The 22,293-nt window shown below is 32.4% G+C and carries 24 protein-coding genes; 7 read left to right on the top strand and 17 right to left on the bottom strand.

Features of this window, described 5'->3' with window-relative positions:
- Positions 1-147: 147 nt before the first annotated feature.
- The 5 genes from ACU8YW_RS11740 to ACU8YW_RS11720 form a co-directional block, all read right to left on the bottom strand.
- A complete protein-coding gene (locus ACU8YW_RS11740; RefSeq protein ID WP_088063345.1) occupies positions 148-1,944 on the bottom strand; it encodes an ABC transporter ATP-binding protein in 1,797 nt (598 codons plus the stop codon).
- Positions 1,937-3,691 (bottom strand): ABC transporter ATP-binding protein, encoded by a 1,755-nt coding sequence (locus tag ACU8YW_RS11735; protein ID WP_097906923.1) that lies wholly within the window; start codon positions 3,689-3,691, stop codon positions 1,937-1,939. The genes ACU8YW_RS11740 and ACU8YW_RS11735 overlap by 8 nt, the downstream gene beginning before the upstream one ends.
- 222 nt (positions 3,692-3,913) lie before the next feature.
- Complete coding sequence (locus ACU8YW_RS11730; RefSeq protein ID WP_001027689.1) at positions 3,914-4,510, bottom strand: DUF1349 domain-containing protein; 597 nt, start codon at positions 4,508-4,510, stop codon at positions 3,914-3,916.
- A 33-nt stretch (positions 4,511-4,543) separates the two neighbouring features.
- Positions 4,544-5,428: a GNAT family N-acetyltransferase gene (locus ACU8YW_RS11725; RefSeq protein ID WP_088063343.1), complete on the bottom strand. Its 885-nt coding sequence runs from the start codon at positions 5,426-5,428 to the stop codon at positions 4,544-4,546.
- 261 nt (positions 5,429-5,689) lie between these two features.
- Positions 5,690-6,376: an MOSC domain-containing protein gene (locus ACU8YW_RS11720; RefSeq protein ID WP_001045580.1), complete on the bottom strand. Its 687-nt coding sequence runs from the start codon at positions 6,374-6,376 to the stop codon at positions 5,690-5,692.
- 262 nt (positions 6,377-6,638) lie between these two features.
- On the opposite strand from ACU8YW_RS11720, the gene ACU8YW_RS11715 reads away from it, so the two are divergent.
- Positions 6,639-7,541: a LysR family transcriptional regulator gene (locus ACU8YW_RS11715; protein ID WP_426933676.1), complete on the top strand. Its 903-nt coding sequence runs from the start codon at positions 6,639-6,641 to the stop codon at positions 7,539-7,541.
- Positions 7,542-7,643: 102 nt separating this feature from the next.
- On the opposite strand, the gene ACU8YW_RS11710 is transcribed toward ACU8YW_RS11715, so the two are convergent.
- The 3 genes from ACU8YW_RS11710 to ACU8YW_RS11700 all read right to left on the bottom strand — a co-directional run bounded on the left by ACU8YW_RS11710 (position 7,644) and on the right by ACU8YW_RS11700 (position 10,291).
- Positions 7,644-7,907, bottom strand: a complete 264-nt coding sequence (locus tag ACU8YW_RS11710) for a hypothetical protein (RefSeq protein WP_116867800.1) — start codon at positions 7,905-7,907, stop codon at positions 7,644-7,646.
- A gap of 66 nt (positions 7,908-7,973) precedes the next feature.
- Positions 7,974-9,080 (bottom strand): C45 family autoproteolytic acyltransferase/hydrolase, encoded by a 1,107-nt coding sequence (locus ACU8YW_RS11705; RefSeq protein WP_426933677.1) that lies wholly within the window; start codon positions 9,078-9,080, stop codon positions 7,974-7,976.
- A gap of 167 nt (positions 9,081-9,247) precedes the next feature.
- Positions 9,248-10,291 carry an aspartate-semialdehyde dehydrogenase gene (locus ACU8YW_RS11700; protein ID WP_426933678.1) on the bottom strand — a complete coding sequence of 348 codons (1,044 nt, stop codon included), beginning with the start codon at positions 10,289-10,291 and terminating at the stop codon, positions 9,248-9,250.
- A 129-nt stretch (positions 10,292-10,420) separates the two neighbouring features.
- On the opposite strand from ACU8YW_RS11700, the gene ACU8YW_RS11695 reads away from it, so the two are divergent.
- On the top strand, positions 10,421-11,287 hold the full coding sequence (locus ACU8YW_RS11695) for a LysR family transcriptional regulator (RefSeq protein WP_060488742.1): 867 nt from the start codon (positions 10,421-10,423) through the stop codon (positions 11,285-11,287).
- A 58-nt stretch (positions 11,288-11,345) separates the two neighbouring features.
- On the opposite strand, the gene ACU8YW_RS11690 is transcribed toward ACU8YW_RS11695, so the two are convergent.
- Positions 11,346-11,972, bottom strand: a complete 627-nt coding sequence (locus ACU8YW_RS11690; protein ID WP_116300182.1) for a PRK06770 family protein — start codon at positions 11,970-11,972, stop codon at positions 11,346-11,348.
- Positions 11,973-12,160: 188 nt separating this feature from the next.
- Between ACU8YW_RS11690 and ACU8YW_RS11685 the strand changes: the two genes are divergently transcribed.
- Positions 12,161-12,922: an arginase family protein gene (locus ACU8YW_RS11685; RefSeq protein ID WP_097906919.1), complete on the top strand. Its 762-nt coding sequence runs from the start codon at positions 12,161-12,163 to the stop codon at positions 12,920-12,922.
- A gap of 36 nt (positions 12,923-12,958) precedes the next feature.
- On the opposite strand, the gene ACU8YW_RS11680 is transcribed toward ACU8YW_RS11685, so the two are convergent.
- Together ACU8YW_RS11680 and ACU8YW_RS11675 are read right to left on the bottom strand one after the other, a co-directional pair.
- Positions 12,959-13,600, bottom strand: a complete 642-nt coding sequence (locus ACU8YW_RS11680; RefSeq protein WP_088609724.1) for a nucleoside/nucleotide kinase family protein — start codon at positions 13,598-13,600, stop codon at positions 12,959-12,961.
- A 17-nt stretch (positions 13,601-13,617) separates the two neighbouring features.
- Positions 13,618-14,514: a CPBP family intramembrane glutamic endopeptidase gene (locus ACU8YW_RS11675; protein WP_426933679.1), complete on the bottom strand. Its 897-nt coding sequence runs from the start codon at positions 14,512-14,514 to the stop codon at positions 13,618-13,620.
- Between the two features lie 371 nt (positions 14,515-14,885).
- Here ACU8YW_RS11675 and cspD point away from each other — a divergent pair, with 371 nt between their 5' ends.
- Positions 14,886-15,089, top strand: a complete 204-nt coding sequence (cspD, locus tag ACU8YW_RS11670; RefSeq protein WP_000176365.1) for a cold-shock protein CspD — start codon at positions 14,886-14,888, stop codon at positions 15,087-15,089.
- 86 nt (positions 15,090-15,175) lie between these two features.
- Positions 15,176-15,361 (top strand): cold-shock protein, encoded by a 186-nt coding sequence (locus tag ACU8YW_RS11665; RefSeq protein ID WP_000286202.1) that lies wholly within the window; start codon positions 15,176-15,178, stop codon positions 15,359-15,361.
- 38 nt (positions 15,362-15,399) lie between these two features.
- Here the strand turns inward: ACU8YW_RS11665 and ACU8YW_RS11660 are convergent, their stop codons facing one another.
- Positions 15,400-15,951, bottom strand: coding sequence for a GNAT family N-acetyltransferase (locus ACU8YW_RS11660; protein WP_426933680.1), 552 nt, complete (start codon positions 15,949-15,951; stop codon positions 15,400-15,402).
- A 487-nt stretch (positions 15,952-16,438) separates the two neighbouring features.
- On the opposite strand from ACU8YW_RS11660, the gene ACU8YW_RS11655 reads away from it, so the two are divergent.
- Positions 16,439-16,987: a hypothetical protein gene (locus ACU8YW_RS11655; protein WP_426933681.1), complete on the top strand. Its 549-nt coding sequence runs from the start codon at positions 16,439-16,441 to the stop codon at positions 16,985-16,987.
- Between the two features lie 51 nt (positions 16,988-17,038).
- Here the strand turns inward: ACU8YW_RS11655 and ACU8YW_RS11650 are convergent, their stop codons facing one another.
- From ACU8YW_RS11650 to ACU8YW_RS11630, 5 genes are all read right to left on the bottom strand, one after another.
- Positions 17,039-18,439: a protoporphyrinogen oxidase gene (locus ACU8YW_RS11650; protein ID WP_426933682.1), complete on the bottom strand. Its 1,401-nt coding sequence runs from the start codon at positions 18,437-18,439 to the stop codon at positions 17,039-17,041.
- A gap of 60 nt (positions 18,440-18,499) precedes the next feature.
- Positions 18,500-19,228 carry an alpha/beta fold hydrolase gene (locus ACU8YW_RS11645; protein WP_426933683.1) on the bottom strand — a complete coding sequence of 243 codons (729 nt, stop codon included), beginning with the start codon at positions 19,226-19,228 and terminating at the stop codon, positions 18,500-18,502.
- 114 nt (positions 19,229-19,342) lie between these two features.
- Complete coding sequence (locus ACU8YW_RS11640; protein ID WP_000424361.1) at positions 19,343-19,492, bottom strand: aspartyl-phosphate phosphatase Spo0E family protein; 150 nt, start codon at positions 19,490-19,492, stop codon at positions 19,343-19,345.
- A gap of 167 nt (positions 19,493-19,659) precedes the next feature.
- On the bottom strand, positions 19,660-20,607 hold the full coding sequence (locus ACU8YW_RS11635; RefSeq protein ID WP_088063336.1) for a hypothetical protein: 948 nt from the start codon (positions 20,605-20,607) through the stop codon (positions 19,660-19,662).
- A 34-nt stretch (positions 20,608-20,641) separates the two neighbouring features.
- Positions 20,642-21,202, bottom strand: a complete 561-nt coding sequence (locus tag ACU8YW_RS11630; protein ID WP_000581036.1) for a helix-turn-helix domain-containing protein — start codon at positions 21,200-21,202, stop codon at positions 20,642-20,644.
- Between the two features lie 171 nt (positions 21,203-21,373).
- Between ACU8YW_RS11630 and ACU8YW_RS11625 the strand changes: the two genes are divergently transcribed.
- Positions 21,374-22,261, top strand: a complete 888-nt coding sequence (locus tag ACU8YW_RS11625) for a DMT family transporter (protein ID WP_088063335.1) — start codon at positions 21,374-21,376, stop codon at positions 22,259-22,261.
- The last annotated feature ends 32 nt before the right edge of the window (positions 22,262-22,293 follow it).

The raw sequence follows: 22,293 nt of genomic DNA, 5'->3' as shown, positions 1-22,293 counted from the left end.
AGGTTGCCACCATTCGTATGTTTTACTTTGTATGCAAGAAAGACGCAGTTAAAACATTTAGTGAATAAATATTTAAATAGTAATGTTTACAAATATAAAAATGCGGTTGCTCCTTCCTGGAGAAACCGCACCTTATTAAAGTTTTTATTAAATTTTAAACTGACTCGTATACAGATCAAAGTAAAACCCTCTATCTTCCATAAGAGATTCATGATTCCCTCTTTCCAAAATACTTCCATCTTTTATAACAAGGATTTGATCTGCTTTCTCAATCGTTTTCAGTCGATGAGCGATTACAAAACTTGTTCGACCTTTCATTAAATTATTTAGTCCTTCTTGAATTTGCAATTCTGTTCTCGTATCAATATTTGATGTTGCTTCGTCGAGAATTAATATATCTGCATCTGCTAAAATCGCCCGCGCAATCGCAAGAAGTTGTTTTTGTCCTTGACTTAAATTCGATCCTTCTGAAGCAATTTTTGTTTCATATTGATTCGGTAAATGTTTAATAAAAGAATGTGCAGATGCTGCCTTAGCTGCATTGATTACTTCATCATCACTAGCATCTAATCGACCATAACGAATATTATCCATAATCGTCCCAGCAAATAAGTACGTATCTTGTAAAACTACTCCTATTTTACTTCGCAACGAATTAATATCATAATCTTTTATATCTTTTCCATCGATATGAATTTGCCCTTGCTGTATATCGTAAAAGCGAGTTAGCAAATTAATGATTGTTGTTTTGCCCGATCCAGTTGGACCAACTAAAGCAATTGTCTCCCCTGGCTGTGCCTTAAGACTCACTTCTTTTAAAATCGTTTTATTTTCCTCATAACCGAATGTAACATTCTCAAGTGCAACATGTCCTTGTAAATTTTGTACCATGAACGCATCTTTTTTATTTTGGATTTCTGGTACTTCATCCATAATTTCAAAGACACGTTCTCCACCAGCAACTGCCGATTGAATCGTATTCATTAAAGTTGCGAATTGACTAAGTGGTCTTGAGAATTGACGAGAATAATTAATAAAAGCTGCAATGACACCTACTGTTGTCATTCCATTTAAAACCATTACTGATCCAGTCCCAATTACAAGCCCCATACCTAAGTTATTTATAAAGTTCATACTTGGAAAAATAAAAGCTGAAAATGTATCCGCCTTCGTAGCTGAAACTCTTAATTGTTCATTAATTTTATTGAAAGTTTGTACGGTTTCTTTTTCTTTCCCATATAACGTTGTAACATCCGCTCCTGTTATAGCTTCCTCAATAAAACCATTTAATTCTCCTAAATCTCGTTGACGCTTTGCAAAGTTTTTACCACTATAAGCAACTAATTTTTTTGTAACGAAAAACATAATAGGTACTGTAATTAATGTAACAATTGCTAAAATCCAATCTAATGCGAACATCGCAATCGTTACACCTATAAAGGTTAATGCTGATGAAATAATTTGTACAACACTTTGTGTTAACGCTTGATTCAAATTATCTATATCATTTGTCACACGACTCATTAAATCCCCTTGAGAACGTACATCAAAGAACCGTAAAGAAAGCGTTTGGATTTTCTCGAAAATATCTTGTCGTATTTTTTGTATTGTTTTTAATGCAACGTTAACCATGACAAATGTTTGTAGCCAAGTTAACAATACTGTTACACCGTAAATCGCGATAAGTAACAAACACATTCTCGCCGTACCGTTTAAATCTTTCGGTACAATATATTGATCTATAATTACTCCCATTAAATAAGGACCTAATAACCCAAGTAACGTCGTAACAAATACTAAAAATATAACGAACGTAAGAGCAGCCTTTTGATACCCCATATAGTTCCATACTCGCAATACAGTTCCTTTAGTGTTTCTAGCTTCACCCATTTTAGGCGCGTTACGCCCACCTTTATTAGCAAATTGCCCTTGAAAATTACGCATGTTCTTTCCCACCTTCTTTATGTAAATTGCCACCTTGGGAAAGATAAATTTCTTGATATACCTCACATTGTTCTAACAATTCTTCATGTGTACCATCACCTACTAATTCACCGTTATCTAAAACGAGAATTTTATCAGCATCTATTATAGATGAAATTTTAGAGGCGATTAATAATGTTGTTGTTCCTTTATATTCTGTTCTTAATGCCGATTGAATGTTAGATTCTGATTTCGCATCAACTGCTGATGTAGAATCATCTAATATAAGAATGGATGGCTTTCTCACAAGTGCCCTTGCAATTGATACACGTTGTTTTTGTCCACCTGATAAATTCGTCGCCCCTTGTGTTAAATGATATTGATATGAATCTTCCAACTTGTTAATAAACTCAGTCGCACAAGCTGATGAAGCCGCTACTTCCAGTTCGTCATTCGTTGCATCTTCTTTACCATAACGTAAGTTCTCTTCTATGCTACCTGAAAACAATAATGCCTTTTGAGGTACAAACCCGATTGAAGCACGAAGTTTTTGTAAATCGTATGCTCTAACATTTATTCCATCAATGCATACTTCCCCTTGATCAACATCGTATAAACGCGGTAACAGTTTTGCTAAAGTAGATTTACCACTTCCTGTAGAACCGATAATTCCTACTTTTTCACCTTTACATATGTTAAATGAAATATCTTTTAAAACATATTCATTATTTTTCGTGTAACTATAACTAACATTTTTAAAGTCAATTTGTCCCTCGATTTGCTTAGGTGCAACCGCATTTGTTTCCGTCGTAATATCAACCTCAGTATTTAAAACTTGCTGTACACGATCCGCAGATGGAAATGCTCGCGCGATTTGCATAAATACCATACTTATAGACATAAGTGACATTAAAATAATATTCAAATAGTTTATAAACGCTAAAATAGCTCCTACTTGAAGCGTTCCATCAAATACTTTTTCTCCACCAATCCATAATGTTGCGACAATCCCGCCGCTTACAACTAACATAATGATTGGCATCATTATGGAAATAAGCTGCACCGCTCGAATATTTATCTTCGTTAAATTTGTATTAACATTTCCAAACTGAGTAATTTCATATTTTTGTCTTACATACGCTTTAATAACACGTACTCCAGATAAATTTTCTTGTAGCTTTGTATTCACTTTATCTAATGCTTCTTGCACTTTTTTGAACGTTCCGCTCGCTTTACTTGCAATGAATATAATCGCAAGTAATAAAATTGGAACAACCACAAGTAATATAGGAAATAACTCGCGTGCTGTTACAAAAACAATTATTATACTTCCGATAAATAACAAAGGACCACGAACAAGTACACGTAATGTCATCGTCATCGCCGATTGAATAGAAGTAATATCATTTGTCACAATCGTTAATAATTTCCCAGTTCCAAATGAATCACGATTTTCACTAGAAAATGTTTCTACTTTCGCAAATACATCTTTTCGTATGTCTGTAGCGAAATTAACAGCTGCTTTTGTAGAATACATCATACACCCAAGTCCTCCAACTAAACCGAGTGCTGCAGCTCCTATCATAAGAAGCCCCATTTTTATTACATAATTCAAATCACGATTTGCTATCCCTACATCAATAATATGTTGCATAATAGTCGGTTGAATTAAGTCCATCGCAACCTCAAGTACCATAAATAGTGGTCCAATAATCGCGAAGAACATGTATGGTTTTAAATAATGTAATAATTTGCGAAATGATTTCATACTTAATCTCCTTTTTCCTATGAAATTACCATTTAATAATTCATACCCTCCTTACTTAAGCCATATAATTTTTGATTTTTCCAGTACTTCTATTATATTATGCAAATTAATATTTAACATTATTAAATGATAAGCATTAATGACTTTCCGGTCAATAAATGTGCTTTATATTACGCAAATAGAAAAACCGTATTCTTAAGTAGAAAGAATACGGTTTTTCATCTATATCTCTTCAATTGTAAAATCTAAAAACTCAGTCTCAAATCCATTGTTTTTAGAAGGACTACACGTGTAAAAACCTATTTTAACAGGCGCATTCCCTATATCCTCCATCAAATGAGCAATTCTTATTTGTTCCCATTGACAGCTATTTTTTACATATATTATATAATCGCCACGTTTACGAACAATTCGAAAATGAAGTTGTTGGGTAGCTAATTCTGTTGGAAAGTCTTGTGTTGACCAATCAGAATATCCATTATTCGTTACGACAGCTCCTAAATGAGAAGGGCCATCTGGAATATACTCTAATGAAGTTTTCAACCAACACTTTTCCGAAATCATAACAAAAAGACCTGCTTGATCGTATTTTGAATTTGGATCCATACACAATTGAACTTCAGCTTGAAAGTCTGTCATCATTTCATTATAAAATACATGACCATTCATTACTTCAAAACCATAATGTGTTTTAAGCCAGAAATCTGTTTCTGCTTTCGAACGGACGATAAACGACCGGTTGTCATTAATTTTATAATATTCAGGGACATTCATTATAGTGAGCTGCTCAACATGTTTAGGTATATACGATATATTCATAGTTCCTCCATAATAAAGCCTTTATACAAACATTTAAAACTCCGCTAATACAGGGAATTTATAACCTTTAAAATCTAACTCTTTATTACTTCGAACCATTAAATACTTATTAGACTGTAATTCTGTAAATTGTACATCCTCAATCCCTAATTGATCTGGTGAGAAGTAAAATTCGATTTCTGTAAATCTTTCAGCGATTTCTCCGCATATTTCATCTAAAACTGGAATTACTGGTGCAAATACTCCATATAATTTCAACTTTTCATTATCTACTTCATACACAATTAGAGCATCTAGTTTCTCTGAATAATACAATTTCTCATTCCATCCCGAATCATACATATTCAAATAAAACGAAGGACGGAAGTTTAATGTTGAAAAATTATTTGAAAGTCTTTGGCTACTATCAATAGTTTCATGTATTAACTTTCTATCCTCTTCCATATAATAATCTAATTTTCTAAGTAAGGAGTCATTATTATTCTTTTTATCATATAGAATAGTCATCAAATACTCCTGCACAACTTTAAACCCAAATGATGCATATAGTTCAGGTTTTTCCGTAAATAATAAGGTACATTCACATTTCTTATCAATTTCTTCTATCATTTTACTTATTAATTGTGTCATGAGTCCTTGTCTACGAAAATCAGGGTGAGTCATTACCGTTTGAATGCCGGCTGCATTTATTCTTTCACCATTTACTAGCAATGGTAGCGAAAATACCGCAACATTTGCAATCGCTTTATCGTCATGTAAAAATGATAAAGCTTTGTATGTATCATCCCAATAACCTCTCTCTGAAAAATCATTCAATGTTTGAATTGTAATTCCAAACACTTCTTCAAATAAAGGAAATAACTGCTCTCTTTTTGGTTCTTCTAAAAGAAATTTTTCAAAAATTTCAACATTCCCCATGTTGTCCCTCCATACGTTAATTCCATCAAATTAGATTTAGTTATATAACCTGCTCTTAATGTAATAGGTCTTACCAATCAATATACTATCATAAAATATAAAAAAAGAGTCTAATTAATTTTATGTTTTGACTATTCGAAAATAAGTCGAATAAAACAATATTAAGATTTTTGAATATTAATAAGTTTATTATATAAAAATAGTGCTTTCTACTTCGTTTTTACTCATAGAAATGCACCATTTATAAAAAAATATTTTTTATTATTTTTTTCCTTCTAGTCTCTCCCTCGTATTAATTTCTTCTCCTCTCATTCGCTTTTCAAATGTATTTCTCCAACTTGTAGAAAGTGCATGTACTTCTAAGATCCTTTTTAGCCCTTCCATATTTTGTTTTTCCTTATGCATAATACGATTAGCAAATGCTACTGTAACACCTTTTGGATCAGACTTTATTAACTTTAACGTATCAACAGGTGATACCCATCCTTCTTTTAATACACGAAAATAAAATCCTGTATATCCTGTTTCTTGAAAATAAAGTGGTAACTTTGGAATATTGTATTTCTTAGCTAATTTAAAACAAGGTTGTCTTGGCTGTGTTACTTGTACAATTGCTTCTCCAATTTGAAATGTATCACCAATACAAACATCCTCTTCACACAGACAATTAATTGTTATATTTTCTCCGAATGCTCCATATACAAGGGCTTGATTCAACTCTTTTTCCCAGTATCTATAATGTTCTCCAGAATACACACAAACTGCTTTATCTACTCCACCATGATGAACTAAGTCCGCTTGCCCATCTCCATTAAATTTTAAAAAGGATAAAAACACCGGTTCCCTTACTTGCTTCTTATTTATACCTGTATGAATTACCTTTCCGCCGTATGTAACCTCTTTTGGTAACCCTATATTTAAAGATAGTACCTCATATACTTTATTCATCTTAATCGCTCCTCTTACTTACCCTACAATTTTTCAATAGATTAATTTATACTTTCAAACTCTCTGTCTATTTTTCATTTAAAATGACAAAAGGTCAGCAAATGTAATAACCACTCAAATATCCTTGCTCCGATACTTATCTATCCTTACTTCAAAACTTTTCAATCCCTCTCTAATAAAGTGATTATAAGCTCAACAAAATCATTGTTCAATCCAATTATTTATATAATAATGATAGGTATAACCTATCATTAAACTTGAGGTGATTCCAATCGAATTAAGACAACTTGAATATTTTTTAGCTGTTTCAAAAGAATTGCATTTCACAAAAGCAGCTGAGAAACTAAATATTTCACAACCTTCTTTAAGTCAGCAAATACGTGCATTAGAACATGAAGTAGGAATGCCGCTTTTTGATCGCATTGGTAAAAAAATATCTTTAACTGATGCAGGAAGGATTTTATTATTACATAGTAAAACCATTTTTCATGAAGTCGAACAAGCTCGTTCTGCAATTCAAGATCTAAACGGATTACAGCAAGGTTCCTTAACAATAGGCTCTTTGTTAACCGTCGTAAATTATTTACTACCACCAGCTATATTAAATTTTAATCATTCATATCCCAATATAGAGCTTTCTGTATTAGGGCTTCGTACAGGAGATATTCGTGAAAAATTATTACAAAACGAACTAGATATTGGCATTACATTTCTCCCGGTGCAAGATAAGGAGATTATCTCTATCCCTCTATACAAAAGTGAACTTACATTAGTCGTACCAACCGATCATCAATTAGCTGAACGTAATCATGTATCTATTGCTGAATTACAGAACTACCCTTTAATTCTTTTACCTAAAAATTTCTTTTTAACTGAACTAATTACATCTCATTGTCAAAAATTTAACTTTAAACCAAAACCAATTTTAGAAATTAGTACGATGGAATCTTTAATCCAAATGGTTTCAAAAGGAATGGGAATTACAGTGTTACCAAAACCGTATATAGACTTTTTACAAAATAAAAACATTCAAGCAATTAAAATAGAAAATCCTACCCCAACAATAGAAATTGGGCTTATTTATAGAAAAGATAAATATATGTGCGCTGCAACTCAAGAATTTATTGAACAACTAAAAAGAACAGTACGTTCTTTACAAAGCTAAACGAACAAAAGAGATTATCCTATAAAACCGTTTCACAACGCTCTAGTAGAATAATCACTTTTCAAAACAAAATACAACATAACTTTTAAACTCAAATAAATTTCAATGTACCTTTTTAGATATCGGAATATATTTCGTAAAATATGCCCCCACTAGTAATAAAACAATTGAAATTAACCAAATAAAAATACCGCCAAAGTTAAACCAATATGCAAGCAAATTTAAGATTGCTAGTGTAAAGAAACAAATTGAAGTTAACGCACTCTTCAATCCTTTTACCCCTGCTTTTTTTCTTTTTTCATAAGTAATATACATTGAAACGGCAACAAATAAGATAAGAACAATCGGTAACATTACTTTTAGCAATGGCAATCCCTCCCGTACATACACCTTACTATTACCATTTTATCTCATTTATTCTTCTTGAATCAATTAATAGCATTCTTCTCTCCAAAAGTCAGTATACGTTTTATTATTAAATTTCACATTTACCTGAGAAAATGAAAGACTTCCTCCAACTTTCAATGAGTACCAGTCGTTGAATAGTGGAGATCCGAAGCAAATATTCATTATACGATTATGCAAATCAAATAAGACAGAATGCAAAGTTCCAAACCATTCTTCATAATTATGTACTGTCAGCCCAGTAGGATACTCTCTTTCTACTAATTCTTTTAAAGAATCCATGCTCACTAGTTCATTTTGATTTAAATATTCATACAATATGTGATATCTGTTTGTGGATTGTTCTAATCTTCTATTATTCAATTTTTGAATAGGTAAACTAATCGCATGGTTTGTTGATACGATAAAATCATGGCTTTCCTCATCAATTGTGGTTATTGATTTATATCCGTCAAATATTTCAATACGCGCTGCGTCTAAAGGATCTGCTACAATTAGATTAATATTACTTGCAATTGGCATTTCATCAACTAGTGATATCGCCTCCTGCACATTTTTACATTTCTCCAATAATACTCGAATTACCGCAAAGCATTGTAAACCACTTAACACTGGCTTTCGTAAGCCTTCAATATTTCCTACTGGTTGACCACATGCTGAAAATGTAACAGCTAACCCATGCTCGTTAACTCCTTCTGTTCGACCGAAATAAAAAGCAGAAAAACCACTATGTACATATGCACCTTCAACATGTGTTGAGCAAAAACGCATATCATCTATTTTGGGTGACAAATCATAATTTCTTAATACATATGTGTGCTTTGAATCTGTCTTTTTAGGTAATACGACACAATGACTACATCCTGCTTTTAATAGTGTTTGATAATAATACATCAGATTTCTAGCAGGAATTTTCAACACTTCACAAAACCCTTCAATTTCTTCATTAATTCCTGGACAATATTGATTTAATATATTTCTAGATTCTGTCCAATAATTATCTGATACTAAATGTTCTTGCTGTATAAATTGTGGAATGAGATACGGATGATTTTTCACAAACTCTCCTTGTTGCTTTCCAATATCATAATGACTTCCTTTTAATGATGAAAAGTACCCCTTAACTTGGTACATCTAAATCCCACCTTACATCTAATTTATCCATATCATACCAAATGAATTTTATTCATTCTTGATGTTTTTTACTGTCTTTCAAATCAAATTTGGCTGGAATAAAGAAAACAATTATAAAATAAAAATTAGGAAACTGTAATCATTAATAGTTTCCTAATTTACCTATACTATATTATCCCCTCTTCCACCAACGTTTCTGCAATTTGAACCGAGTTCCAAGCGGCCCCTTTTAATAAATTATCGGAAACAATCCAAAGATGGAATCCTTTTGGTGTATCAGGGTCTTTTCTAATTCTCCCGACAAATGTATCTATTTTCCCTTCTGCATATAATGGCATTGGGTACAGCTGTTCACTAGGATTATCTTGCAGTATAACACCTGGTGCATCCAGCAACACTTCTCTTATTTCTGCAACAGTTGCTTCTTTTTCAAGTTCTATATAAACCGATTCTGAGTGCCCGGATACGACCGGAACACGCACACAAGTAGCTGCCATTTTCAAGTTTTGGTCCTCCAAAATTTTCTTCGTTTCTTGAATCATTTTTACTTCTTCAAATGTAAAAACATTATCTGTAAATATATCTACTTGAGGCAATACATTAAACGCAATCGGATAGTGTTTTTTATCTTTTTTCGCTGGCAGTATAGTACTCTTAACCTCTTCACCTTCAAGCATTGACTTTGCCTGTTCTTTTAATTCATGAATCGCATGAATTCCTGAACCTGACACAGCTTGGTATGTGGAAACAATAATTCGTTCCAATCCGAATACTTTTCGAATTGGTTGAAGTGCCGTCACCATCTGTAATGCTGAACAATTCGGAACTGCTATGATACCGTTATGCTCCTTTAAAGTGTGCGCATTTACTTCTGGAACAACGAGTGGTACATCGTGCGCCATTCGGTATTCACTTGTGTTATCAATTACGATGGCACCACTAGTGACTGCGTGATTAACAAATTGTCTAGACACTTCTCCTCCAGCGCTAAAAAAGGCAATATCTACACCTTCAAAGCTAGTTGCTTTTGCCTCTTGTATCATTATCTCTCGTCCTTTAAATTGCACTAACTTGCCAGCGGATCGTTTTGACGAAAGCAATGTAACTTCAACTATATTAAATTTAGTTTCTTTTTCTAACAGTTCAATAATTTTCTGTCCTACTGCACCTGTAGCACCAACTACAGCTACATGATAGCCCTTTTTGATCATCATTTCTCCTCCAATATAATTTAAATGAATATTTCTATAATTTCATTTTATAAAGAATTTAATCATTTGGAAAATTGAAATACGTGATATAATCATTCACAAATCATGATAATAAAAGAGGGATAGCTTATGGAAATGAGACATGTTAAAACATTTTGTGCCATCGTTAAGTATGGTAGTTTTTCTAAAGCTGCTCATGCGTTAGGTTATGCGCAATCTACTGTAACAGCGCATATGAAAGCATTAGAAAACGATTTACGTCTCCCTCTATTCGATCGATTAGGGAAAAAAGTACTTCTTACAAAAGCAGGTCATCAATTTCATCCTTATGCTCTAGAATTACTAGCTATTTATGAAAAAGCGCAAGAAATCCCTCAAAATAGTGATGATTTAGAGGGAACTTTAACGATTACATCTAACGAATCATTAGCAGTGTACCGATTACCACAATTATTACGTATGTACAAACAGGAGAATCCGAAAGTAAATATCATACTGGAAACAACTACAAACGAACAAGCAATGAATAAGCTACGTGAAGGAGAAACAGATGTTATTTTCATAATTGGAGAAAGTATGGAACATAATGATTTTATTACGCGTACTTTTTGTAATGAAGCATTTGGATGGATTTTACCTCCCCATTACTCTACACACTCTAATCCATTTTGTTTACTAAATGATACTCAATTTATCTTTACAGAACAAAGCTGCGGCTATAGACCGATGGTAGATCGGTTTTTACGTCAAAGCGGAAATATTCCAGCTAAAACATTTGAAACTTCCAACGTTGAAGTCATTAAACAATCTGTGATGTGTGAGTTAGGAATTTCAATTCTTCCTTACATTGTTGTACAAGAAAGTTGTCAAAAAGAACAACTCTGTTTTCAGCCTATCGAAACTTCAACAGTTATTCAAAGCCATGTAATCTATCATAAATCTAGATGGATTTCACCCGTTTTACAATCGTTTCTTTCCTTACTAGAGCGAGACTAAAAGGTGCACAAAAAAAGAGTAACTGCCTAATAAGCACTTACTCTCTTCCAATATTATCTTATTTATTAGTCTGTCCCCCATCTGCAATTAATTTACTACCTGAATATGTACCTTTTTGCATAAACAATTGATTAATTAACTCTTTTTGTTCCGCTTCTGACATTACTCCTTTTCCTTCGCCTAAATTCCCGCTTTGTAATTTCCAAATCTTGTTGTGATCTGCGTCCATCTTTTCATATTTCCCTTGTTTCCATCTCTCTAAAATATCTGCATATGTATTTCCTTGTACTAGATCATTACTCTTTACAATATCAAGTAAACTTTCAATTCGTTCTTGTGTGATAAAAATATAGCCCCACTTTTGATCAGCTTTCGTTTTTTGATGTGCCATTTCATGTAATGCTGTCTGTATGTTCTCATCTGTCCATTTAAAATTTTTATTAAAACCGCTATTTGGTAATGAATGATTGCCATTTTCTAAAAGCTTTGCATCTTCAGCTTTTACATTACTATCAGCTAGTACTTCTGCTGCCGGAGCAGCTGGTGATGCCTTTTTCGCAGCTGGTTTACTATTATTTAGATAATACAGCATACCATATGTTACACCTACACCGATTACCGCCATGCCAGCTAAAATACCTATTATTTTAAAAAATGTTTTCATCTTGCTTGTTTCCTCCCACATATCCCATTCATATTTTCTATTTCTCGAACCACATATATATTTCCTTATATTATATTTCTTTTCTTTATCAATTGAAAGATTATTCTGTCAAAATATCCATCTTTTTCAAATGCAGATCCATCTCTAAGCATTTCGTTTTAATTTTATAAAAATATATGCTAGCCTACATATTAAGGAGATGAATAAATATGAGTTTATTGTATAGCGGTTTAACTTTTTTAAACTTTGACGATACATATTTATTACAAAATAAACTTCATTCTTATTCACATGAAGATATTGATTTTAGTCATTTAGAGCACACAAACCTGTATTGCGAGATTCCTTCTTTAAAGCGTATAAAACGGGAGTTATATCGTAGAAAGCAAAGAGGAATCACCTTTATCGGTTCTGGAAATTATCATTATGTATCTTATTTGCTACTAAAAGAAATAGATGAACCATTTAGCCTTATTTTATTTGATCATCACACTGACATGAACTTAAAAGAAGAAAATGAACATACTCTTATTTCTTGCGGGTCATGGGTATCGTTCACACTTCAAAATAACCCAAAATTAAAGAAAGTAATTATTATCGGACCTTCTTCTTTAACCATTCATTCTAATGATTATTCATGCGTAGAAGTATTCCCGATAGATACAACTTATGAAGTATCTACACATACGATACTTTCGCATATTCATACAGATACTATATATGTAAGCATTGATAAAGATGTTTTAGATTCAAAAGTAACTATTACAAATTGGGATCAAGGACATATGAAACTTTCTACACTATTAAAATGTTTACATTCTCTTATTAGGAATAAAAATGTTTATGGTATCGATATTTGTGGTGAACTACCGGTTTATCCTTCTCAGCTCTTTCTAGCTAAATATGCAAATGCTATTAAGAAAAATGAAAAAGCAAACTTACAAATTTTAAAATCAATATATAATACATAAAAAAACAACGAGTACCTTATAAGGCACTCGTTGTTTTTATGCACGATGTTCTTTTAACCACTTCGTAATCGCATCTAACCTCGAAACATCAAAACGTCTCTCTTCACACACATTTAAACTATTTAAACTTTTCACAATTTCTAATTCATTCGATTTTACACTTTTCGCATCAATCATTTTGCAATATCCGTCTGTAACAGCATTTAAATTTTCATAATAACGTTGAAACGATTTTGATATATGTAAATGTTTTTCAAAGTTTCTTCTTCTTTTTGTCTCGTCAGATTCTTTCCGTTTTCTAAGTTCTTCATCATTCGTATATAAATAAAAATATTGATCGGGAAAACCAATTTCCCTATGTATCAGCTTTTCTTTATAAAAGTTTTCTATTAAAGATAACGGCTGATTAAATATATCAAAATGGAAACACCAATTATAACTAAGTGGTTGATAAATGTCGCCATCAAGTATTACTAATTCATATTGCTCTGATTTCTGCGCTGCTATTTTCCAGCGCTCTACTTGTTTTTCAAAATACCATGTTCTATGTTCGTTTTTTGGTCTTTCAAACAATAAATTCACTTCAGGTATAATGTACGCACCATAATTTTTTTCTAACTCACGACACGTGCTACTCTTACCAACCGCACTTGCTCCCTCAAACGCTATAATCCCCATAGTTTCTCCCACTTTCATTAACTTAAATCTCTTTGCTTTGCATTTTTTCCCCATAACTGTCTCCATAAAACAATTGAAGCGATAGAAAGCATAATTGTTGTAATGATACTCCCCTCAATACCGAACGAGCCCCCATGAAGGACTTCCGATCCTTTTGTTACAGGTTTAAAAAGTGGTGTAGAATACATTGCCATTCCACTTACTGCAAAACCATAAATATTAAACTGTGCCCAATTCCACAACGAATGCCACGCGCATATCCCCCAAAGACTACTGTCCTTTAAAGCGTAAAAAGCTGCAAATACACCAACTAATATTATATTCGATATTGAAAGAATTGTAATACCTGGATTTAGTAAATGCAGAAAACCAAATAAAAAAGAAGTTACAACAATCCCAATCCATATACGGCTTCTAACAGAAAGGACTGGAAATAACCAACCTCGAACAACAATTTCTTCTGTTGCACCTTGTATTAAAAAAGCAACTAAAGATCCCACAATTCCAATTATAGCGGTTGGCGTAATTTGTTGCATTTGTAGTTGTACAATTCCTGTTAATAAAAGTATCATTACTGGTATTGAAATGAAAACAAAACCTATTAATGCACCTCTCAAATATTTTCTTATCCACTGATTTTTCCAAAAACCAATGGATGAAATTGATCTTTTCTCTACAAATCTAACCCATAAAAAAACAAAAAATACAGCTCCGCCAAACGTCAATATCATCTCAATATCACTATAAATTGCCTTCATTAAAAGTGTTTCTGCTTTCGGTAAAAACAACATAAATAACATGAACAATTCACCTAAAGTTAAAAATACAATTGCAAGTATAACAGCGAATATTGGATGAACTTTTTTTCTTCCTTCTTTAGCTGCATCAATTATTTTAAATTGCGTAAATTGCAATATTCTCGCCTCCATAACAAATATATTAATACTATATATCGTTTCTCTAATACAAACTTCCAATAAAAATGCTCTCCGTTTAGCATAAACCTAAATTTGGAATAATATATAAATAAAAGAGATAACTTTGTGCGTTTTACTATTATCACCAAGATTATTCACTGGTATTACCAGCACTTGCTATTTCCCACCATTTGTTGTAAGATAGTAATTAAGGTCAATTTAACATCATATTTCCTTTGCATATTATCAAGTATCAATCAGGATTATTTTGTACTCCTTATGGGTGTTTGATAATATGTGAACTTTTATTTTTCATTCAAATAAGGCCGATCATATTGTAATCTTTTTAAATTTTAGGAGGCATTACCATGACATTAACAGGTAAAGTAAAATGGTTTAACAGCGAAAAAGGTTTCGGTTTCATCGAAGTTGCAGACGGTAACGACGTATTCGTTCACTTCTCAGCTATCACTGGCGACGGCTTCAAGTCTCTTGACGAAGGTCAAGAAGTTAGCTTCGAAGTTGAAGACGGTAACCGTGGACCTCAAGCTAAAAACGTTGTAAAGCTATAATTCAAACAATAAAAAGGTTGTTACCAGCTCGGTTAACAACCTTTTTAATATATAACTAAAATTTTTTACATAAAAGGAGTGGTTATATGTATCGCAATCGAAAGAACGATGTAGCTGAAGTACCACCAGAACAAACCCCTGTCTGGGAATGTGAATCAGAGGATTGTTTAGGATGGATGAGAAAGAATTTTTCATTTGAAGAAGAGCCTAAATGCCCTTTATGTAAAAGTAGCATGAAAAGCGGAGAACGTTTATTACCTAAAATAGGTTAATTTTTACTTCCCCCCTCTTTTATAAGAGGGGGTTTTTATTATAAATTTATATCCTCTACATCCGTTCGAACTATAGAATACAATAGTGCATCATGTTGCTTATTTCCTTGATGAATATAGCCACGTAATAACCCTTCCTTATGAAAGCCTATTTTAGATAACATTTTACAAGAAGTACCATTTTCAGGGTATGTAATAGCTCCAATTCTAAATAAGCCTAAATCTCGAAATCCATAATGAATAATTTCTCGAGCCGCTTCTGACGCATAACCATTCCCCCAATAACGAGGATGTAAGTCATATCCAATTTCAGATCGTTTACTCCATAGTTGTAAATTATTTAATCCAATTGTACCCACTAAAGTATTTGTTTCTTTTAATACAATCCCCCATCGTATTGCCTTTTTCTCAAAGTAATTTTTTGAAAAAGATTCAATCATACGTGAAGCTTGTCCAAACTCCGTAAAAGAATTCATACCGTAATAACACGTTACTTCATCCAATGAAAAGATTTCATATATTTTTTGACAATAAGATTGTTCTATTTCAACTAAACGCAAACGTTCTGTTTCTAATATAGGAAACGCCACAGGATCACTCCTTTCTTTCTACTCATTCATTATAGCAGAAAAAGTATTTATAATTAGGAAAGTCCTCAATGTCCCATTTATCAAATATTTCTAGAGAAGCTTATCCTCTTAATTCAATACAAACTAAAAATAACCCTTCTTGCTTTTGCATGATTAGAAAAAATAAAGAGGTGATCAAAATACTATGATCACCTCTTTATGCTCTATTTATTTGCAACTAATGCCCAAGAGCTGTTTGTCTCCAGTTTACACTTAAAAAACCAGTTTCTCTAAGTAGTGTATCTAACTCATTAACAAAAGGATACAATCACATTCCCTACTCTTACCTTTATTTATAAAAATTAATTGTATTATTTTCATTTTCACCACTCCGTCTTATAATTTCGATTCCGTGCTCACTTTTCCCTTCTAAAACACACCCCTGATCCATACATTTATGGTAAAATGTAGTTAACGTTATGTTTTTCTGTGGAGGTGTAAATGTTCTATGTATATATTCATCGGCTTATCCCTCTTACTCATATTACTCATATTTTTATTTGCAAAAAAGTTCGCCCCAAATTCATTCATGATGACTAGTTTTAAAGGTAATAGCTTTATGACATTTTCAATCGGCATGTTAATCGCTTCCACTCTTTCGCTTTCATATGGAATCTATCACGCAGCAACCTATCAACCTAAACATTTAGATATCACGTTACAAAATCAAAACTTTACTGTTTTCGGTAATGTTGGGGTGCTTGGATATTTCTCAGAAGAGTTACTAAAAAAAGATACAGCAGTTGAATTACATTTTGCCTCTTGGGAAACAATTCAATTAAATAATCCAGAAATAATAGTAAAATACCCTTCAGGTAAACAAGAATCATGGAAACCGAACATAACATCACTTCCAGCCAATAAATTAAAAGAGAAACATGGCATAAAAGAGCTTTATCAACTCTCATCATATTCATTTAAAGAATCTGGGAACATAGCATTAACGATTACTGAGAATAATACAACTAATAAAAAAATCTCAATTCAAGTGAAATAAATAAAACGTCCCTCCAATATACTGGAGGGACATTTTATTTATATATGTATTCTATTTTGACTGTTTCTTTAATGTTGCAATTATTTCATTTGCAGTGTTCTTCCCATTTCCAATACACGCACCAATTCCGACACCGTAATATGAAGCTCCAGCTAAGTATACATTAGGATAAAGATCCGTCATTTTTTCTTGTAATATTTGAACAGCTCGATTATGTTCTAAATGATATTTCGGCATTAAATCTTTCCAATTTGTAACTTCAACTACTTCTGGTTTCCCTTTAATTCCCAGACTCTTTTCAATATCATATAAAGCGACTTGTACCAATTCTTCTTCACTATAATTTTTAATCGTTGCATATACTGGATTTGTACTCTTATAAAACATTCTTACTAATAGCTTTTGTTTTCCCGATGTATGCTTCCACTTCCGGCTTGTCCATGTACACGCATCACAATGTAAATCACTGTTTTCCGTTACGATAAATCCTGTGCCGTCCGCCGGTAATTGTTCATCAAGTATATCAAATCCTAAGTAAATACTTATAAGAGATGAGTTTTTAAATGTATGAAACTGCTCGTTTAACTCATTAGACCGTAATAAAGTTTCTGCGATATCATGCGGAGCTGCTAAAACAACATAATCAGCTTGGATTGATTCATGATTTGCAAAGGAGATTTCATAGCAATCACCTTGTTTCCTTACAGCAGTCGTTACAGCGCCTTTCTTAACGACTGTCTCAGTCAGCATTTCTTCTAAACGATCAATAATCGTAGATAGTCCACCTTTAAATGATACGAACTTTTTGTTTCCTGCTGATTGAAACTGTTTTTTATTCTCTTCAAAACCTTTAATAATACTTCCATATTTATTTTTATAATCCAGTAAATACGGTAATGTCGATGCCATAGTAAGTTCATTCAATTTACCGGAATATACTCCTGAAAGCACCGGAGCAATTTGTCTTTCCACTAACTCTTTCCCTAAAAAGCTTTCTAAAAATACAGCAAGTGAAGTATCTTTTGTAAACTCTTTATTTTTCGTTATAAAATCTTTTAAAGCAACAATTTTCCCTTTCGTTGATACTAGCGTACTGCTAAACAATGACTCCACACTCATCGGTATCCCAAATATAGTGTCAGATGGAATTGGGTGTAAAGTATTATCAGAATGTATGTAAGAAATACCCGTTTCGTTATATACCATTTCTTCTTCTAAATTCAAATCTTTTACAAGCGGCATAACATGTTCATTACGAGCAACGATAGAATCCGCTCCTGATTCCATAATAAAATCCTTTTCTTCTACACTATGGATTTTACCACCTAAGTACTCTTCTTTTTCTACAAGGATTAAATTTAAATCGATATTATTATCCTTTTTTAATTTTTCTAAATAAAACATAGTAGAAAGTCCCGTTATACCTCCACCGATAACAACAACTGTTTTCATATGTACTGCGCTCCTAACCGATACAATTAATAATTCCTTTATTATTATACCCAAAAGTCCTTATATTCGACTAGCAGCTTGTGCATTCTGTAAGAAATTAGACAATATATTCGAATATATTTCAGGTTGATCGTTATGCACTAAATGACCAGCAAACGGAATAACAGCAATATAAATATTATCGTTTAATTGTTTGAACATTGTAGTAGCTGTAACTTCTTCTTCTGCATCTCCCCCAGCAATACAAAGTGTAGGTATTTGAAGATTAGCTACATCACCTGTTTCATCAAATGGGTACCAATCTTTAACTTGCCACGATTCAAGTAATGCTTTCCAGTCACTTTTCTCATGAATTTCATTCATATACGTTATAAGTTCTTTATTTTCCATCAATTCCTGATGACACTTTGCTTCATACTCCTGAGACTCTTCCCAATTTTCTCTCTTAACCGGAAAAATACCTGAAAAAGTTAATGTTCTCACTTTATCTGGATATTTTTTTGCAAATAATAAAGCGACTAATCCTCCTAGTGAAACACCAGCTATATGACATCTATCAATTTGTAAATGTACTAACGTATCATGTAAATCCTTTACAGATCGTAGGAAATAATTCTCCAACGTCCCCCCTGATCTTCCATGTCCTCTTAAATCAGGACGAATGATTTGATAGTTTTTTTCTCGAAAAAATGCTACCTGCTCTTCATACTCTACTAAACCTGTCATACTACCAGAGTGTAAAAGCATAATTGGTTCCCCTTCGCCTGAAATGTGCGTATGTAATATCATATATCTCCCTCCTTCAAAACAGAATATTCTATCTATTATCAGTATATAGAATATACATCTGAATTTCCAAATAAAAAAGAACTATAACATTTTCAAATCATGCCATAGTTCTTTTTATTTTAAAAACATAAAGTAATTAATCAATTTGTCTATTTCTTGACTTAATGCCAATACTTTTTCATGTTGAATTCCGTAATCCGATACTAAATATAAAAGTTCTTCTTTCTTTATTTCAATGACTTTTTCCAATTTCACTAATTCCATGTCGTTTTACTTCTCTCTCCAATACTAAAATATATGTATTTTAGTATAGCCTATTTACATAATTAGTAAAAGTAAAATAAGCATGTAAAATCTTACAAATAAAAAAATAATATACCTATCAACAAAAAATTTTAAATTTAACCCTTTATACAGATCATTAGACTTCATTATGTATTAATAACAAATCGGAATTTCTCTAATGTAATATCTTTATATTCTGGAGCTCTCTTTATATGATCAAAATAACTATATGAGAATTTAAAAACATGCCCGAAATCCCAATCAAACGCACTATAGTCTTTTAGCCAAAATTGATTTTCTGTTGGTAATACATAAGCACGTTTTGATTCGATTAAAGGTAAACGATCTATAGGTGAGTGCAAGTTAATTTCAGTATTCGGCATAAGATATTGACTAGCACGTAACACGTATACTAGTTTTAACAGTGGACGTATCCCTCGTTGGAATATATCTCTATGCCCTAAATCATACATAATATTAATTGCATGAGAAAAAGTAAGCAAATGACCAATTAAATCATGATGCGCTTCCGCTCTATAAATAATATTAAATTGCGAGAGCTCCTTTAAAATAAACTTAGATAATTGTTTCGGGTTTTTGAATTCACTTTCTATCTCATCGTTTATACTTAATTGTTTTACTTCCTTCGTCGTAAAACCAATCCACGATCTACCAGGAATTGTTTTTCGAAACGATAATATAAGGTTAGTAATTCCCTCAATTGCTTGATTATTCCCCCATTTTTGTAACTCTTTCATAGCTAATAAACTTAATGCAGCATAAATGACATTATGCCCCACCCAATGAAGTTCATCAATTGTATGCTCCATTGATTTTATAATCAGTTTTTCAGCACTTTGAAAATCAATTTCTTTTTTACTATCGATGATTTCACCTAAGTTTTGATTGTTCAACATCATTTTTGTTTGAGAATACATACTACGATTTATCTCTTCTTCCATATTGTTATCTTTCATAAAAAAATAACTAGCAATTGCAGCTGCTCCGAAATGCGCATGCCAAATATCATTTGTTTGTTTTTTACACTGAGAAATAATTGAAAGACCCTCTCTTAAAACAGTTTTATTTTCCATCTATTTTTCCCCCGTAATAAAAATCACTTAATACTCATCCTAAAGATGGTGTCAATACAAATAAAATATGATTGGATTCATCACTTTTATTCAAAAAGCGATGTTTCACATTTGGCGGAATACGTACAACATCGCCTTCTTCTAAAAAATATTCTTTTCCTTCTAACTCCACATACACTTCTCCTTTCATAACAACAGCAATCTCTTCTTTATCTTCATGTGAATAGTGACTTTCCGTTGTGTTTGCTTGTTTATTTAAATCCATTATTAACATTTCAATTCGTGCTTTCATAAAATCCGGTGTTAATACATCATATACAATGTGATCATTGTTCTCCCGATACACTTTTTTTCGATCTTTTTTCTTAGAAATGAGTGAATCTGTATCAATCTCATTAATAAAAAGTGTAAATAGCGGTACATTTAATGCTTTCGCAATTAATTCCAATACACTTAAAGAAGGATTCGCATATCCTCGTTCAATTTGACTAATTAGTGAAGTACTAATTCCTGCATAATCAGCAAATTCACGAATTGTCATATTATTTTTCTTACGATAACTTAATACAGTTTGTCCGAGTCTATCATGTATCATAGTAAAACCTTCCTTTCGTTCATCATATTGCATGTTTCGTTGTCTTTGTGCTGACATAGTAAACAAAGGCAAATAATCCTTTCCTATCGCCTTAAGGACTTATATACTTACCTTTGTACATTATATCGTATTTAGTTCATTATAATAAACAATCTATCGGAGGGACAAACTGTGAAATCACCTATTCTTTCATATTGCATCTTATTTTTCGGCGTATTCGCCCTATCAACTTCAGCAATTTTCGTAAAATTGGCAGATGCTCCTGCGGCTATCATTGCTTTTTACCGTTTATTTTTTGCTGCACTGATTCTATTACCGTTATTACTATTTAATAAAAATAATCGAAACGAGCTAAAAACAGTAACAAACAGACAATGGGGATTCGGATTCATATCCGGGCTATTTTTAGCTGCACATTATGTACTATGGTTTGAATCATTACAATATACTTCTGTAGCGAGTTCTACAGTTATCGTAACGTTACAACCTTTATTTTCAATGATTGGTGGTTACTTTCTATTTAAAGAGAGATTTACGAAAGGAGCGGTCATTGGTTGCCTCATCGCTATTTCAGGAAGTATCGTCATCGGATGGCAAGACTTCCAAATTAGTGGAGAAGCTTTATACGGGGACATTTTAGCCTTTATTGCGGCCGGAATTATTACCACTTACTTTTTCATTAGCCAACATGTTCGTAAAGATTTATCACTTATACCGTATTCGGTAATTAGTTATGGAAGTAGCGCCTGTTTTCTCGGTATTTTTTCCTACATGCAGCAAGAATCTTTCATCCATTACTCTACACAAACTTGGTTGTGCTTTATCGGCTTAGCATTTATTGCTACAATTTTAGGGCAAACAGTTTTTAATTGGTTATTAAAATGGATGAGTGCTACTGTAATCTCTATGAGTATTTTAGGAGAAACGATTGGAACTTGTATACTAGCGTACTTTATATTAAATGAGACTATTTCTTTACAACAAGGGCTAGGCATTACATTTATTTTTATTGGTTTAGCATTATTCTTATTACAACCAAAACTACCGAATCACAACTAACAAATAAAAAAGCATGACATTAATTTGTCATG

This window comes from Bacillus pretiosus (genome assembly GCF_052947655.1).
Note: the sequence above shows the minus strand (reverse complement) of the source record. Positions and strands in the feature narration are given on the sequence as shown.